This is a genomic window from Streptomyces sp. KLMMK, assembly GCF_036961605.1.
In the GTDB taxonomy this organism is placed as follows: Bacteria; Actinomycetota; Actinomycetes; order Streptomycetales; family Streptomycetaceae; genus Streptomyces; species Streptomyces telluris.
In genome coordinates this window covers 21,910-38,471 of the sequence record NZ_JBAMDC010000017.1, presented here as the reverse complement: position 1 = coordinate 38,471, position 16,562 = coordinate 21,910, and the positions used below count along the sequence as shown (strand labels likewise).

Here is a 16,562-nt window from a genome sequence, read left to right as displayed (position 1 = left end):
GTTGAGACTCCGGCCATGGAGTCTCGTACGGCGGCACTGGGCTGGCTGGAGAACGAGCGGCCCAACGTTCTGGCCTGCATCCGGCCGGCCAATGGGTTCGCCCTGCATGACCTCGTGATCCGTCTGGCCTCGGCGATGGCGCCCTTCCTGCGGCAGGCCGGCCCCTGGGACCAGGCCGTCGGACTTCACCGGACGGCTGCCGAGGCCTCCCGCCACACCGGTGACCAGCGGGCGCTGGCCGCCGCACTGGCCGAACTCGGCGTCGCACGGCGCTTCATGGCGTCCTACTCCGAAGCGACCGAGAGATCGAGCGATTCTACGGCACGGCCGATGCCGACATCCAGCCTTTCGACGAGCGTCAGGACCAGATCGAGGGGGCTCTCTTCGGGTCACCGCCTCTCGCCTCCGCTGCTGGTCGAGGACGAGGCCGTGGACGTCGTCAGGTCGCCTGAGTAGTAGTTCTCCGGCGGTGGCCTCAGAGGGCAACACCGGCTCGCGGGCGACTCGGCGGTGCGAAGAGTGTCAGACCTCGTTGTCGGGGTGACGGCAGACGGTGATCAAGCCGCGCGTGTCGTCGGTGGCTCTTGCCTCTGGCCTCACGGTAGCGGTCCCATGGGACCGCCACCGTGAAACACGAAGAACGTGATGACTCTCCAGCGTCAGACCGAGGAGGCTGGGTCGACCGAACGGACCAACTCGGTGCGTTGTGCTCAAGCCGTTGGCGCGGGATCGGACGAGATGACGCGAGGAGCGGACTTGGCCCGCACGGCGTGCGACGGCATGCGTCACTCCTGCAGGACGTTGTCCCGCCCTGCAGCGCGAGCAGGTGGTACCTGCTTCTTGACCTTCACAAGGCCCAGTTCGACCTTGAGCTGCTCGAAGACCAGGTCCGGAGTTCCGATACGCCCCACGGCATGGCTGTGTGCGGTCAGCGTGGCCTCGGCGAATGGGCTGTCGAGGGTGGCGACGCGATCCCAGCTTCTGGCCTCTGCCAGGGGAACAGACTTCACGTTCTCCCTGTCCAGCAACAGATGAGGGATGTCGAGGTACTGAGGCAGGAGCTGGAACCTGTTGTCGTCCGTTCGGAACACCCTCAGGAGAGCGTCGCGGTTCTTGCTTGTCCCCTCCTCGCGCCACTTGGCCACGAGGGTCGACTCGAACAGCGGGCCTGCCTTGACGACCCGAACGAACTCGGCCTTCGCCTTCCGCAGCGGACGGCTCGGGTTGGGCACTGGAGCGTCCTCGTACAGGTCACAGGCGGGTGTGAGCACCAGCCACCAGGATCCCTCCGGATCACGAAGAAGGTCGGCCGCGGTGAGGTGCAAGGTCACGGGCGGCTTGAGGTAGGTCCGGGCGGCCGACGAGTGGCCGACCACGGTGCCGTCCGCCCCGTCGAGGGCACCGTCCAGCTCTCGGATCGCGTTTTCCTTGAGCCAGGCCGCCAGCCGGTGTACGAGCAGCGGAGCGATCTGCTGCTGGTCGGCCTTGGCCATGTCCGGCCAGTTCGGCGCAATGACGTCCCGCAGGAAGTCCCGGATCTCCCGGTCCACGAGATCACCGAGCCGACGGGTCAGCGAAGGGACTCCGGACTGGAGTCCGATGCGTACGGCCTCCAGGACCTCGTCCAGCCTGTGCTTCGTCACGACCTGGACGAGCGGTGGCGCCTCCAGGTCCTGCACTTGACCGGGAACGTTGGTGCAGAAGATCACCGGAACCCAGCGGGTCTTCGCGATCCTGTCGTACAGGTCCCGACCCCGCCGTTCGAGACCAGGGACTATTCCCGGCCCCTGAGACGAGTCCCTGACGTCGAGAACGACCAAGTCGATCTGTTCTCTCGCGAGAATCAGTTCGGCCTCGCCGAAGTCCTGTTCCGTCTCGATGGAGATGGAGCCCAAGTCGCTGAGCTCCTCCTCCAACATGTTTTTGAGTTCACCTGCGATGTCCTCCTCGTCGTCGACGACGAGTATCCGGAACACCGCTCCCCCCTCTGTCACCCAACTCTCCTTCGAAGGCGTGCTCTGAAACATGCGCCGGCAAGTGGTCCTGGCGAGACCAGGTACAGGTCGCCGTCGTAAAAGTCCTTGACCACGCTGCCGGCGATGCTTAGCCCCAGGCCGATCCCGTCGGGCTTGTCGCTGAAGTAAGTGTCGAAGATCAGGTCCTTGATCTCCTCCCTCACTCCCGGACCGTTGTCGCTGACATCAATGTCGACCTCACCGTCGGGGGTGCGCTCGGTCGTGATGAGGATGCAGCGGTCAGCGCCCTCTGGAAGGGTGGACAGCCAGTAGATCGCGTTGCCGACGAGATTGAGGATCACCTGGGCGATATCGCTCGGCTCTGCCGTCACGGTCACGTCTTCTCCGCCGACAGTGACGGTTATGCCCTGCTTGGCGAGCTCCGCCTCGTGTACGGACACCGCCTCGTCGATGGCCTCGTGCAGCGAGATGTTCTTGGGACGACCGCGCTGGCGCCCGCTGAGCGGCTCGACGCGGGTGAACAACCGGTCGAGGGCTTTCTCCTGAGCGCTGAAGTCGGTGTGGACCTTGGTGAGAGCTTCGCAGAGGCCGGGATCCTGCTCGCTCGTTCCCTTCGCCAACCTGTTCAGCCTCCGCAGCACGTAGGCGATACGTGTCAGGGCGGCCCGGCCGTCGTGGAGCACCACGTCCACCAGGGTTCCGAGCGTGGCGAGCCGGGAGAACTGGGAAATGATCTCCTGGACCTTCTGCACACTGTCGTTGATGGCTTCCGCGGCCTCGTCCAGAGCGCGTCCGAGTACGGCGTCGTCCGGATAGCGCTGGTTGACCACATCGCGGAGTGGGGCAAGGGTGAAGTTCTGGAAGACCCCGTGGCCGCCGCCCTCTGTTGGGGGCAGCAGAGGCTTGCTGTCCAGAGACCGGGGAGGCTCGGGCCTGCGGAGTCTGTACCGCCATGTCTCCAGCCTGCTCACGGCTTGGACCATGATTCTCTTGAGTTCCTCGTACTCCGGGGAGTCGATCAGCCCTTCGCGGTGAGAGCGGTCCCGCAGTCCGGGGTTCCCGTCGGCTGTGACGTAGACGAATCCCGCCACCTGGTTGTTCGAGAGTCGCATGGTGGGGTTGTTCACGCGGCGCTGGTCGAACTCCAGCCAGTCGTATCCGGTCTCTCCGAACGGCTGGACACGGAAACCGTCGCGGTACAGGGCGATGCCGGTATTGCCCCGGATGAGTTGTCTTACCTCGCTGACGTTCCGGGCGCCGAGGTCGATCTTGAGAAGTCTGCGCAGTGAACCGCTGTCCAAATCCCAGGTTCGGATGTCCAGCTTCACGGGGCCGCAGCTGGGGAGATTCGTGTCCTGCCGGAAGTCGTCGCGGATTACGACCTCCTCCTCCACGCCCATGGCAGTGAGGGTGAGGTGTGCCTGTCCGTCGGCGTCCACGGCGCCGACGAGCCGGTAGTGAGGATGTGCCAGCGTCTCGCTTGCGCTCACGAAACCCGAGTAGTGACGCAGTTCGCCCGGCGGAGTCTCGATGTAGATCGAGAATTCTGGCTGGTCCGGCACTGCCAGTTCCGTGGGGGGCGGAGGCGGGAGCAACCGAGAGAGGGACCGTTTCAGAGTCTCGATGGACTCCGCCGTCCACTGCTGGCGAAGACCTTCGAGGCGTACGACCGTCCCGTGCGGACACCGCCCCGGTTCTGCGGTCACGCCAGTCTGGAACTCTCCGGCCAAGTCGTCGAACAACTGCTCCGCCTCGCCGCCGATGGCGAAGACCTTCGGAGACCGGACCGACCAGTTGACCGGGACTTGATCCAGATAGGCGTCCTCGACGGAGAAGCTGCGCCAGTCGAGTCGCAGAGTCACCTCGTCACCGTCACCACGGCACGTCGCCAGCGAGGTCACACGTGCCAGACGAGCGGCGGAAAACCTTCCGATACCCTTGGCCCCGAGCACTCGACGCCCGCGCCCTTCACTGAGGGGACGCCGGTGTCGATGGGAAGTCGCGATCTCCATCCAGGTGCCGCGGACGGTTTCCGCTGACATGCCGTGTCCGTCATCCCACACCTCGATGGAACCCACCCCCTCTTCGAGGGGTGCGTTGAACCGAATCACCACGAGGCTCGCGTCGGCGTCGTACGCGTTCTTCACCAGTTCGGTGAGGGCGACCCGCTCGTTGCTGATCAGTTCCTCACCCAAGGTGCTCATCAGTCGCGCGCGCGGCCGGAGGTACGCCTCCGTGTCCTCCGAGTCCACCTGAGCCCCGCTTTCGGTCACCATCTGCGCTGCCTGTCCGCATAGCAGGCCGGGGGCAGAATCCTATAGGCGACAGGATCGGCGAATGGTGCCTACGGATGGCACGCCGGGTGCTTCGGCGCCGGAGTGGCCGAAAGTCGCCCGAATCGGCCGTGCTGGCGAAGGCGAACCGTCTCGAATGTGTCTTCTGGAGGGTGCCCTCGTTGGGACGGGTATGCAGGTTGGCGCGAGATGGCTGCGCGTGCGGGCCGCCGACAGCAGTGTCAGTGGCGTCCCGTACCATAGATCACCTCAGGATGCACCAGGAGACTGCCTCGGACGTCGGTCGCGCGCTACGCCGACCTTGTGGGCGCGAGGCGGGTCAGACCAGGCGAAGGTCAGGTGTTCCGGCAGTCCAGGGGCGCCGGAATCATTGCCTCCGCAGGTTGGTCCGTGATCTCCTGGTGCTCATTCATGTCGTGTGTGCGGAGGGCTGTGCTGTGGAGAAAGGGAAGTACGGCGTACCCTTGGAGCGGAGCGACTACCTCCCGTTGGAACCCCATGAGGAGAGCTGCTCTCCGGAGAACTTCCGGAAGTGGCTGAAGACCTACGGTAAGGGCAAGCGACTGGCGGTCGACCTCTTCTCCGGGGCCGGCGGCCTGAGCTACGGCGTGAAGCAGGCGGGGTGGACGGTCGCAGCCGCTGTCGACTTCGACGAGCGTGCGCTGGAGACCCACGCGGCGAACTTCCCGGGCATGAGCCTCCGCATGGACCTCGGCAACTCAGACGAGCGCGACACCCTGATAGGACTCCTGAAGGGCGCCGACATCGACCTGATCGCCGGCGGTCCTCCCTGTCAGCCCTTCAGCCGTGCCGGGCGCAGCAAGATCCGGGATCTCGTGGCCAACCATGATCGGGATCCGCAGGACCTTCGTAAGGAGCTGTGGCGCTCCTACCTGCACGTGGTCGAGGAAGTCCGACCCCGCGCGGTACTCATGGAGAACGTTCCCGACATGGGGCTCGGCGACGACTTCTTTGTCGTACGCACGATCGAGCAGCGCCTGGAGGATCTCGGGTACGCTACACAGGTTCGCCTAGTGGACGCTTGGCACTACGGTGTCCCCCAGCACCGGAAGCGACTCATCCTGCTCGCCAGGAACGACGTCGAGCGCTTCGACTGGCAGCCGAAGCAGGAGGGGTTCACCAGCCTCCGTGACGCGATCGGCGACCTTCCCGATCTTGACCCGCAGCCGATAGAGCGCGTCGGTGAACGAGAGCTGCCGTACCGCGCTCCGGAGGTTCCTTCCTCGTTCGTGGAGATGATGCGCAAGGACGCACCAGAGGGCCTGATCTGGGACCACATGACGCGGCGGGTCCGTGAGGACGACTGGGAGATCTTTTCCAAGCACATGGACTCCACGACCCTCTACTCGGACATCCCGAAGAGGCTCCGTCGCTACAGCGCCGAGCACTTCACAGACAAGTACAAGAAGCTTGCCTGGGACGAGCGCAGTCGGTCGATCACAGCGCACATCGCCAAGGACGGCTACTGGTACATCCACCCGGACCAGCCGCGCACGCTCACTGTGCGTGAGGCGGCCCGGGTGCAGACTTTCCCTGACTGGTTCCGGTTCGCCGGCACTCGCAGTGACGCCTTCCGGCAGATCGGGAACGCGGTGCCCCCGCTGCTGGGCAAAGCGGCCGCCGAGGCCATCGCACCGGTGAAGGGTATGCAGGCGCCACTTGGAGGGCTGCAACCGCACTGGCGCCAGGTCCGGGACGAACTGGCGACCTGGGCAGAAAGCCGGCGAGATGGTGACGACTGGTGGCATCTCCCAGGAGAGCAGCTGTCATCACTCTCAGCGGCGGTGATCGCGCTCCTCTCCGGCACCAAGCTGTCAGCAGCTCAGATGGACGAGGTCCTGGCGGACGTGAGATCGCGTAAGTGGCTCACCACCAAGGCATACGCGAACCTCCTGGAAGCCGCTCCCTCGGAGAAGGCCAGAACCCGGCTGGAACGTCTCGCCCCTCTCGTTGATGGCACAGCGGCCTGGAAGAAGAGCAGGCGTCTCGAGATTCCCGAACGCCTCGCGTTCAAGCCGGCCGAGTCGTCGCTCTACCGCCTGCTGGTGGGCGACGACCTTCTCTGGGTGGGGCAGGGCGCGCTGCGAGTTGCCGCACGCCTGAACGACAGTGACGCGGACCGCACGAACAAGCTCAGTGACGGCCGTGTCAACCTCGTGAGACTCGTGGGTGCAGGAGACGAGAGCGCGCCGCTCCGTATGGCAGCGCTGCGCCTCCTCGGTAACACGGTCTGCGGTGCGCAACGGTCGCTGTGCTCTGACTGCCCGCTGAGTAAGTACTGCCCACGGAAGTCCGATGACGCCTCGGCCGTGGAGGCGAACAGCAAATCGAAGGGCAACACGCAGGGAAAAGGTAAGCAGCCGCCGAAGTAGGAGGAGGCATTGCTGAGGTCGATCCCCCGGGCCTACGGCCGCGCGCTACGACGATCCTGAGCGCGGCCTGCTCGGCGTCCGAACGGACCTCGCACTCCCAGACGCGAATCACGGTTCAGCCGGCGACCTTGCACGCCTGGGTGTTGCGTCCGTCGCGCCTCCTGTTCGCCTCGGTCTTGTCTGACCACCGCTTGGCGTTCGGCCCCTGGAACTCGACTACACCGTGGACAGGGCAGCCATGCCAGAAACATCCGTCGACGAACACGGCGACCCGATGACGAGGCAGGACGAAGTCCGCAGTGCAGCGGGGAGCGACCCTGCGCTGGAGCCGGTAGCGGAGCCCGAGACGGTGAACTGCTCGTCGGAGCTTCACCTCCGGGCCGGTGTCACGGACCGGCGTCCGCGCAGATGATCACCTTTCCTGGTTCGCACCCAGCCGCTGTCCGGCTCCTCGACACTGCGGTCCATGATCAGTGGTCCAGTTCTCCGGGTACTTGAGGAGGAGAGCGTGCCACACTCCTTCCATGCTCCGAGAACCCGCCGAAATCCGCATCGGCGACCACGGCCAAGTCGAAACTTCCCATGGGTTTTCTCGCGGAGGCGGGCCTGACGCCGGGCACCGAACTGTTCGCCTTCAGCGACGGTGATGGCCGCATCGTCCTACGGCGCGCCGAGGACGCAGTCCGTGACCTTCTGGGGACCGGAACCTTGTGAAGGTGGAGGGAATCCCTCGCCCGGACCGCGAGGTGAAGCTGCACCGGTTCGAGGAGGCCCTTGGCCGCTTCGCGGACCAGGGCGCTTCCGATGCCTCTTGGCCAGCCGCGGTACGTATTGTCGGTGCAGCGCGAGCCACCTCGTGGGCGCCGATCGCCCCGTCGGGCACGCCACCACCCGCCACCGCGACGCCTTGGCCGCGGAACGCAGGAAATGCCCCGTATCCGCAGCGCCGCTGCGGCCCGAGCGACCAAAAATACCCAAGTGGGTGCAGCGGGCAATATATTTTCGCGATCGCGGCATGTATGCCAAATGTGGGCGCGATTTCACCGGGCTAGTGAACCGGTTCAGTTCCGAGAACTCTGACCACACGATCCCGCTCGCTCAAGGAGGCCTGAATGGTGCCACCAGCCTCAAATTGCTGTGCTCTGACTGCAACAACAAGAAATCTGACAAGTTCCAGCTGGTGAGCAGTCGGTATCAGAATTGGTACTGAAAGTTCTGTCGTCACATGCTGCAGAGCTTCCAAGCACAGCGCGCCGAGCAGAGCCCCAGGCTCCCAGGGGCTGACAGCGTGCTGACGCTGTTCGCCGGCGAATGATCAACCTGCTCTGCAATCTGCGGACTGTACCCGGTAAGGACGTGGAAGCTGACTGCAGCTTCTGCCCCTCCTGGAGCGCCAGCGCCCACGAGTAGGCTCAGCCGCCGCGCCTTCAGCGGTTGGACCGGATGCCACCCGCACGTTCAGCCGACACGACAGCCGATCCGGCGAACCTGCGCGGTCGGAGCGCTAGACGACGGCCGGACTGAATCCGATGCCGATCGCCTTTTCGTGTACCAGCAGCGCCTGGCTGGCCTGGGCGGGGGAGATCTCGCCCTCGGTTCGCAGCTTGGTGGCGATGACCTTGGCAAGTTGCCGTTCGGAGGGTGCCAGATTCCGGGTCTGGAGCGCCCACTCGCCGAGTGACTCCCACTCGGCCGAGCCGATCCCCCGTACCTCGGCCAGATTCTCTCCCTCCGTTTCCGAGGCATCCACCGCGAACTCGACTGGCCGTTCCAGGAGTTCGGCTTCGAGTGAATCCGGAACCTCCCAATCCAGGCCGGAGACGTCTTCCCAGCAGGTGCTGCTCTTTGCCCACTCCGTGACGTGCTTGCCTTGCGTGATGACCTTCTCCATCACGAGGGGGCAGAGGTCGTTCACTGCGGATAGCAGGGCTGGAGTCACTCCCTGTTGGCGCCAGATGCGGTCGAGGTCGATCCTCTGGGCTGTGGCGGCAGACAGCCGAGCCATGGTGTACGTGGTCACGAGCGCCTTGTGGCTTCCGGCCTCGTGCTCTTTCGCTACCGCGTCAATGACCTTGAAGAGCAGGCCCATGGCGATGACTCGCTGGCAGTAGGCGACGTTGACGACCGGTGGTGCGCCCTTCATGATGATCATGAACTCGTTGAAGTTTTTCTGGGCGCCCCGGCTCACGTGGTGCGGCAGCTGGTTCCAGGAGTTCACGTATTTCGCGAGGTCGGACTTGTTGAACCGCTGCTTGGTGGGGTGCTCCTCTCGGAACTTCCGTCTGGCAGCGACGGAGGGCGTCTTGGCCTCCTCCTCCGCGTACTGGCCACGCGCCCGTTCGTAGAACCAGCGGGTCTCCTTCTGCGCACTTCCGTCTACTGCGGGAGCCCAGAGGGACCTGCTGACCCGCTCGAAGTCCACGTGGAATCTGTGGTTCGAGCTGAAGTCGACCAGCGTCACCTTGTTCTGGGTGTTCGAGTATCGGGAGATCAGGGGGACGATCTCCTCAAGGTGGTCTGGGGCGACCAGGGACAGCTTCATCTGTACCCGGACCTGCGTGAGGTCCTGCTTGTCACGCTTCATGACGTGGTGCAGCGTGGCCGTGGTCTGGCCGCCGTTGACGATCTGAAGGCCGGTCAGCTTACGGATGGCCACCGGGTGGCCATCCGGGTCCGCGACGAAGTCGGCCTCCGACGCTGTGGCTGTGATTCCGTTGTTGTACGCGAGGAAACGCGCCGGCCGGTTCAGCAGGGTGTCCCGGATCCCGCGGTTGACCGCTGTACGGGTCTGGAGGAACGCTCGGACGTTCAGCTCGAGAAGACGCGTCCGGTGTTCGTCGTACAGCTGGGCGAGCCGTTCGCCGGGCAGCACTGTGAGGATCACCGAGTGGTTCGGCTCGGTGCTCTCGGCCGACAGGCAGGAGAGGGGCGGTTCGAATTCGACCACGATGGGCTCGCTGATCGAGCCCGAGGTTTCGTGCCGGTACAGGCGGGTGAGGTCCCAGAGCTCATGGCTGACAGGCAAGCCGTTGAATTCGGTCGCTTCGGGGAGAGCGCCTGCGGTGCTCACCTGGTTGGTGAACAGGAACAACCGGATCTTCACCGCGTTCGCCAGGGCCTTCTCGACGCCCTCGCACAGCTGATGGACCTCGCTCGCCTCAGAGTGGTTGTGGCGGATGGATCCGCACTTTCGCAGGAACGCCAGCAGCCTGCGGAACGCCTTCGAGGAGTCGCCCTTGGTGAGCTTGTCGGCACCGGGTTGACCTTGGGCGAGGTCGTACTCCGTGGTGTACAGGTCGAGAGTGGATCGGTCCTCGCTCACCCCGAAGCCATAGACGACGAGGCCGTGCTCTTGGTGGTAGGCGACGGTGGTGTTTGTGACCACGCCGGCCTCTTCGAGCTGATCCAGAACCCGTCGGGTGAACGTCGTCGGAATGGATGCGGCCTCGTTCTCGGCGAGCGACTGTATGTCGCTCATCAGCGTGCGGGCGTAGTCGTGAAGGGCCAGCTCAGCCATCGGTACCTCTGATCAGGGCGGTGACCTCGTCGGTCGTGACACGGTGCTGCTCGAGCGCGGTGACGCTTAGGTCGTAGGTGCAGTTCCCTACACCGCGGGGAAGGGCCGACTCCACGATGCGGGGGAAGCTCTCGTCGACCTTCCACAGATCCGTACGACGGAGTGTGAACCTGGGCTCGTCGTAGAGGTGGCGGTGATTCGCGAAGTACCCTGCGCGGACCAGCTGGATCTCGAGACGTGTACGAGCGGACGGATTGCTGAGGCTGTTCCTGACGCTCCCGACAAGCGAGTTCAGGCTCTCACCTGACCCACCTCGACGTTCGTCCACAGCGAGTTGGACGAGCAGGATCGTCTCTACACCTGTTTCGTCGAGCTGGCGCTCGTTCGATATCCGCACGAAGCGGGGGCTCTTGACCGTGGTTGTCTTGACCTCGATCGCCGCGTTCGGCAACTGGAAGTCCTGGTTCGTGCCTTCGGGGCCTGTCCATGACGACAGAGCGGTGCTCTGCGGCTGCAAGGGCAGCACGAACTCCCGCAGGACGTAGAGCTCGCCGAAGAGGCCGCGTCTGGCTTCACCCCGGAGACCCTCGCTGCCGATGCTCCGCATCAGCTGCTGCCAGTGGAGGAACCGGCGCACGGCGGCCTCCAGAGCGGTCTCGCCTGATTCGGTGTCCTTCACCACGCTCGCTATGTCCTCGACCAGTGGCGTGAACACCTCGCGCAGCTCGTCGGCGGTCAGGGAGACCTGAAGCTCGAACGCGCGAGGGGAGACCGAGCTGAACGACAGGGTCAGCCCGTTGGTCTGCGGCAGGTCCACAAGGAGGTGCCGCACCTTGTCGGCAGCACGGGCATCGGCCCGCAGCAGCAGCATCCTTCGATGACCAGGATGCGATACCGAGAGGTGGATGTCGTGAGATGACTCGGGGAACAGCCGCCTAGTGGAGCGCCCGGTGCCAGCCTGCGGGGACTCCAACTCGCGCCAGAGACTCTCGTCGATCACTGGTCGACCTCGTCTTCGCCCTCGCCGTCGAAGTCGTCAATGTCCGAACCCTGCTTCCACCAGACCTCGTTGACCACGTACTCGGTCTTGCTCTGGTGCTTCGAGAACGGGAAGCTCACCGCGAAGCCGACCAATGGGACCGACGGCCCCTGGCAGTCCGAGGCCGGCGGTTCGATCGGATAGATCAGGAGCAGGGGTTGGTCGGGACGACGCTGAGCCCGGAGCGGGGTGCCGGTGGGGGTGGTGGGGTTCCTGGGCTTGCCGTCGCGCTTGAGCTTGCCTTCGGCAGCTTTCTTCGTCGCGGCCATGGCCCTGTCGTACTGTCCCTGGTCAAGATCGGTGCTCTCGTCCTTGGGGCTCAGTACACGCTTGATGGTGTAGCGGCTTTCCGAGGTCCTTCCAGAGGAGGCCCGGGTGACCATACCCAAGGAGTGACCGGCGATATTCACCGGCTCGGTGACGGGCTTCCTGCCCACGACACGCACCGTCCAGTCGCTCAGCTCCCCGTACTTCGCGCACTGGCGGATGTAACCGGCGATGAACTGAGGACGGACCCGGTGGGCTTCCTTTGCGGTCTGGTACGCGTCGAAGAATGCAGCGGCCACTGTCTCAGGGGGGATCCCCCGCCACACGAGGCTGCCACTGGCCTCGTCGACCACCGGGGCGGAGAGCTCGGTCAACGTCCTGGTGAAGGCGTGGAGCGCGTCGAGATTCTTCTGGGCCACGCCTTCACTGAGGTTGAAGATGGTGGTCTCGGCCAGTTCGCCGGAGTAGCTGAGCCGCACGCGTGTACCCTGACGCATCTTGTTCGCGGCCGTGATAGCCAGACCGAGCGACGAGGTCCGGACCTTGAGGCCGAACTCCCGAGGGGTGAGGCCCAGAACCGCCATCTCCTCCACGTCGCGGCGCAGCTCGTCCGTCGCCGCGGTGATCTCCGCGTAGGCCGACTCGAGCGCACGTGTCGTGTACAGGCGACACAGGTCCTCGTAGCCAGGCCGGTAACCGAACCAGCGGCCCATCTGGAGCAGGGTGTCGTACGTCTTCGAGAAGCGCAGGTAGTAACTGACAGAAAGACCCTCGAGTGTGAGGCCTCGGGAGAGCTTCTCGCCACCGATCGCGATGACGGAGAGGCCCTTGTGTCGGTTCTCGTAGTAGTCGAGAACGTCCTTCGCGGCACCGTTCACGGCCTTGACCCGGAACTTCTGGATGGCGGGGAGGATTTCCTCAGCCACCTGGTCCCAGATGAGGCGCTCGGCCTCGTCTGCCGGGAAGTAGTCCGTAGTGGAGACGAAGTCCTTCTCCCAGACGTCCCGGAGCTCGGCCAGGCAGGTTGCCGAAGCGCTTCCGTAGCGGTCGCGGAGACTGTCCGCCAGGAGTCGTACGAAGTCGTCCACCTGATCACGCACACGGCCCTGGACCGCGGTGAACCGGGTGACATGCACCAGCATGGAGTTGTGCTTGTTCACCTGTCCCCGTGCACGGCGAGCGGCACAGGTGAGGACGAAGGAGTAGATCGCCCGTTGGAGCGAGGGAGGCAGGTCGCCAGCCGGGGTGTGACCTGACTTGTGCTTCTCGGGGATCCACGCGGAGGTGTCGTCCACGTGCCGGATCAGGGGCAGCGGCTCGATGTCGTTCTCCTCCTCGTTGTCCACTCGGAGGCCGAACAGGCGCTCCGGGCCGAGGTAGTTGGACGGGGCGCGCAGCGTGCGGATGAAGCTGTCGGGGAAGAGGTCGCCGCCGAGGGTGTCGTGATCGGCGTCGGGATCGACGTAGATGTTCGCGAACGGTGTCGCCGTGTACCCGACGTACGAAGCTTTGGCAAAGCTCCCTACCAGCAGGCGGATCGCTTCGTTGATCTTCGAAGGCTCGTTGTCAGGGTCAGAGGTGTTGATGGACGCGTTGTCGGCCTCGTCGTCGATCACGAAAAGGGGGATGTCCCGGACGGTCTTCCGGCCTGTCGTCGGGTCCTCCTCGCCATGTACCTCGGTCACCCAGGTACGCAGGTAGTCGATGATCCGACGGTGCTTCTTCACCACGAGGACGACGGGGAAGCTGGCGATGGGCAGGTTGGCCTTGGCGGCTGTGCGGCGGTCGAAGTCGCCCTTCTCCGCGCTGTTGGTCAGCGACGCGACCGGTAGCTGATCCACGTGGGACATGGCACCCACACCGATCTTCCAGTTGGCGCCTTCCTGGTCCGACCGCAGCTGGTACTGGGTGTCGAAGCCGAGGAGGCCCTCGTCGATGCGGAGCTGTGTCTGGCTTCGGAGGTCGTTGTGAATGCCCGCGAAGACGACGATCAGCCGGTAGCCGGCGTCTGCGGCCTTCGTCGCGAGCCCGATGTACTGCCCGGTCTTGCCCGACTGCACCTGGCCGATCACGAGACCGGTGCGTCGCCACGCTCCGGGACGACGCGGGTCCTCGAGCTCACCGAGGATCTCCTCGGTGCTGCGGTCGATACCCCGTGCCACCTGTGGAGGCAGGTCCCGGACGGTCCTCAGGTACCGGTAGTAGCGTTCCCAGAAGGCCCACGTGCGGTCGTTCTTGGCGTCAGCGAGCCAGGGGATGTGGCCATCGGCGTTGTGCAGGGCCGATGACTCCTCCTGGTAGACGCTCGTCTTGGCCTCGAGAACCTTGATGAGCCGTACGCGGTCGACAGTCATCTCCTTCAGGCTGATCACGCTCATGGCCATGGTCGCTGCCTGCTCGACCTCTTGGGGTGTGGCCTGACGATCGCCAGGCAGGAACATGAGCGCCGCCGTCACGGCATGAGCGAGTGCCTCGTCGGCGGTGGAACTCACGGAGACCTCCAGGCTTTCTGGTCTGTCAGTGGGGCGAGGATGAAGAGTGGGGGCGCGGCCAGGGGTCAGCTGTTCCAGAACCCGTCCAGCTGGTCGAACGGCTGGGTCGTTCTGATCAGGGACCTCGCCTCCTCGGCGGGCTTTCCCTGGGACAGGAAGACCTTGAACATCTGCTGTGCCACTTCGATCGCATGCTGGTCGGCGGGACCTGGGCCACCAAAGGGCTCGGGATCGTCTGCCGTGTCCACTTCATGCAGGACACGCAGCGCAGGAACGGGCACCGTCTCCTCCAGAAGGCGAAGCAGCGCCCGGACTCGAGCCGGGTCCGATTCGCCGTCTTGGAGGACCGCCTGCACGAGTGGGTGCCGTCGGTTGATCTTGCAGCTGACCTTTCCGCTGTCCCTGCGCACGCTCCAGGGGAACGACAGCGGTCCGCTGTGCTGGCGTGCCGCGATCCGTCCGCGATGCCGTACCGTCTCGGCGGCCTCTCTTCGGACCATCTGAGCGACCCGGGTGAGGTGCCGACGTAGAGCCACCGGGGCGACGACGGTGGCTTTCCGCACGTCGACTCGCCACTCAGCGTCCATCTCGGCCGGGATGTCGATGGCGACGCGGGCGAGGTTATAGCGCTCTTCACGGCGAAGTCCGCGAAGTCCGAGCCAACTCCCAGCGAGGATGAGGCGGTTTCGCCGGTAGACATAGAAGCCCTGGTGTCTCAGCCAGCCCTGAGGGCCGCCCGCAGTCGCGTACGCGGAATCCGTCAGGCGTTGAGGGTCTGGCAGCACGAACGGCTCCACCAGGACTGTTCGGCCTTCCAGCGGGAGCGGCTCGGGCGGCAGGCGCCGTACTGACGGGTGCGACGTGAGGAACGGGTCCCAGGGAGTGACATGGCAGCCGGACACCCGAAGCGTGAGGGCGGATACGCCGGTAAGGAAGCGGGCGAAGACGAGACCGAGGTGGGTCTTCACCTTCTCGGTCTCGTCGTAGAACTGCTGTTGCATCCGCTTGTCGCCCGCAGCCGCGTCCTGATATCCGGAGAGTCTCTGCCACAGGACCACGGTGCCGCGACTCCGGCCCTTGGTGATCCGGTCAAGGATCTCCGATGTCTCAGGAGCCGGCGTGTGCAGCAGTCGCCATTCGCTGGTCCTCTCGACGACGTCGAGGTCCCAGGTTCGAGTGAGCCAGACACCGTCAGTGGCCGTGCACACCGTGACTAGACGGCACTGGGAGAAGGAGGCGGACTTGAGTCCGACTCCATAACGTCCGAGGTCTGTGGAGGATCTGTCGGTCGCAGGACCACGCGCTGCGACTGTCATCGCGGTGACGAGGGACGTCTCGGCCATGCCGCATCCGTCGTCCACGACCGCTATCCAGGACTCCGGGCCGACCCACGAGAACTCGATATCGATATTCCTAGCCTTGGCCGACACGCTGTTGTCGACCAAGTCTGCCAAGGCGTCCGGGAGCGAGTATCCCAGTGCGCTGAGGGAAGCCACCATCCCGACCGGAGCAGGCGGCGCGATGTCGTAGGTCATGTCTGGTATCAGCCCTGCCTCCCCGTTCCGGACGCGTCAGATGCGCGCGGCTGTCCCGGAGCCAGAGGCACCGAGCAGGCGTACACCCTGGGTTCGGGAGTACTCGCCTGCTGGTCCAGTAGATCGATAGTGCAGCCCCCGCCCGACGGTGATGCTACTGGAGCAGGGGGTGAAGATCTATGCTTCTCTCAGGCTCTGGTCCCTTATGGCGGCGGTGGGCGCTCGCGATGGTGATCGGTGCGTCCTGGGCGGTGCCGCGGTCCGGCAGGTGTGTTCAACAAGCGGTATGACCTGCAGACGTATCTCGAGGCCTCAGTCGCTGTCGCGCTCGGTCCAGGCGGTCAAGCCGGGCCACAGATCGGCACTCAGCGCCGTTTCGAGGCGAGCAAGGGTTCTCATGTCGGGCAGAACCATCCCGCGCAGCAGTCTGCTGATGGTTGCGTGCGAGGCCCCGGCCTTGTCCCCGAGTGCTCTCAATCGAAGCCTGCCTGTGTTGCGTTGTCGACTCTTGGGCGCGTCGTGTCTGTTCCGGGAGCGGGGTCGCTGGTGTGGAGAGAGGCTTCGAGGCGCGGTTGGGTCGGACGTGTCCGCCGCATCGACCTTTTGGCGGGCCGCGAGCTGGAGATCGGTGCCGTGCTGAGAGCCTGTCGTGGGGGAGGCCGGAATCCACCTGTGGGATATGTGGTCACTTGACGAGAGTGATGACGCCATTGGGGAATCCGGCCCTCCAGGTATCCGCGCAGAAACGGGCCGAGCTCGCGTGGATATGTGTCAAATCCTCGCCTTCGGTATCGATCAGCAAATGCCAGACATGATCGGCATCTGGAAAGGGGTGGGCGGCGCGAGCGCGAAGGCTGACGGGCCTCAATCTGTCGTCACGGACGACGAAGATACGCTTCAAGCTGGACTAGCCGCCCCTCTCCGGCAGGGGAGCAAACCTGCCAACCATCGGAGTGGCGGCAAGGAACCGGTGGGAGAAGAGCGGGTTCAGAACGTGAATGACAGAGAACCTGGACGGGCCGGCCAGGAATCACTCTTGCTTGATCGGG

At 64.8% G+C, this 16,562-nt stretch carries 10 protein-coding genes; 3 read left to right on the top strand and 7 right to left on the bottom strand.

From position 1 onward, the window contains the following. Positions 1-15: 15 nt before the first annotated feature. Positions 16-456, top strand: a complete 441-nt coding sequence (locus V7793_RS05565) for a hypothetical protein (protein WP_335581778.1) — start codon at positions 16-18, stop codon at positions 454-456. A gap of 329 nt (positions 457-785) precedes the next feature. Here the strand turns inward: V7793_RS05565 and V7793_RS05560 are convergent, their stop codons facing one another. Both V7793_RS05560 and V7793_RS05555 read right to left on the bottom strand, forming a co-directional pair. Further along, positions 786-1,994 carry a hypothetical protein gene (locus tag V7793_RS05560; RefSeq protein ID WP_335581777.1) on the bottom strand — a complete coding sequence of 403 codons (1,209 nt, stop codon included), beginning with the start codon at positions 1,992-1,994 and terminating at the stop codon, positions 786-788. Beyond that, on the bottom strand, positions 1,991-4,252 hold the full coding sequence (locus tag V7793_RS05555; protein ID WP_335581776.1) for a sensor histidine kinase: 2,262 nt from the start codon (positions 4,250-4,252) through the stop codon (positions 1,991-1,993). Before V7793_RS05555 ends, V7793_RS05560 begins: the two co-directional genes overlap by 4 nt. 419 nt (positions 4,253-4,671) lie before the next feature. Between V7793_RS05555 and V7793_RS05550 the strand changes: the two genes are divergently transcribed. Further along, on the top strand, positions 4,672-6,663 hold the full coding sequence (locus V7793_RS05550) for a DNA cytosine methyltransferase (protein ID WP_335581775.1): 1,992 nt from the start codon (positions 4,672-4,674) through the stop codon (positions 6,661-6,663). 115 nt (positions 6,664-6,778) lie between these two features. Here the strand turns inward: V7793_RS05550 and V7793_RS05545 are convergent, their stop codons facing one another. Next, complete coding sequence (locus tag V7793_RS05545; protein WP_335581774.1) at positions 6,779-7,036, bottom strand: hypothetical protein; 258 nt, start codon at positions 7,034-7,036, stop codon at positions 6,779-6,781. A gap of 273 nt (positions 7,037-7,309) precedes the next feature. Between V7793_RS05545 and V7793_RS38120 the strand changes: the two genes are divergently transcribed. Further along, a complete protein-coding gene (locus tag V7793_RS38120; RefSeq protein ID WP_443057845.1) occupies positions 7,310-7,873 on the top strand; it encodes an HNH endonuclease in 564 nt (187 codons plus the stop codon). 294 nt (positions 7,874-8,167) lie between these two features. Here V7793_RS38120 and V7793_RS05540 read toward each other — a convergent pair whose 3' ends face one another. From V7793_RS05540 to V7793_RS05525, 4 genes are all read right to left on the bottom strand, one after another. Then, positions 8,168-10,180 carry an AIPR family protein gene (locus V7793_RS05540; protein ID WP_335581773.1) on the bottom strand — a complete coding sequence of 671 codons (2,013 nt, stop codon included), beginning with the start codon at positions 10,178-10,180 and terminating at the stop codon, positions 8,168-8,170. Then, positions 10,173-11,180, bottom strand: coding sequence for a PD-(D/E)XK motif protein (locus tag V7793_RS05535; protein WP_335581772.1), 1,008 nt, complete (start codon positions 11,178-11,180; stop codon positions 10,173-10,175). Before V7793_RS05535 ends, V7793_RS05540 begins: the two co-directional genes overlap by 8 nt. Beyond that, positions 11,177-13,978: a Z1 domain-containing protein gene (locus V7793_RS05530; protein WP_335581771.1), complete on the bottom strand. Its 2,802-nt coding sequence runs from the start codon at positions 13,976-13,978 to the stop codon at positions 11,177-11,179. The genes V7793_RS05535 and V7793_RS05530 overlap by 4 nt, the downstream gene beginning before the upstream one ends. 65 nt (positions 13,979-14,043) lie before the next feature. Then, a complete protein-coding gene (locus tag V7793_RS05525; RefSeq protein ID WP_335581770.1) occupies positions 14,044-15,513 on the bottom strand; it encodes an ATP-binding protein in 1,470 nt (489 codons plus the stop codon). Positions 15,514-16,562: the final 1,049 nt, after the last annotated feature.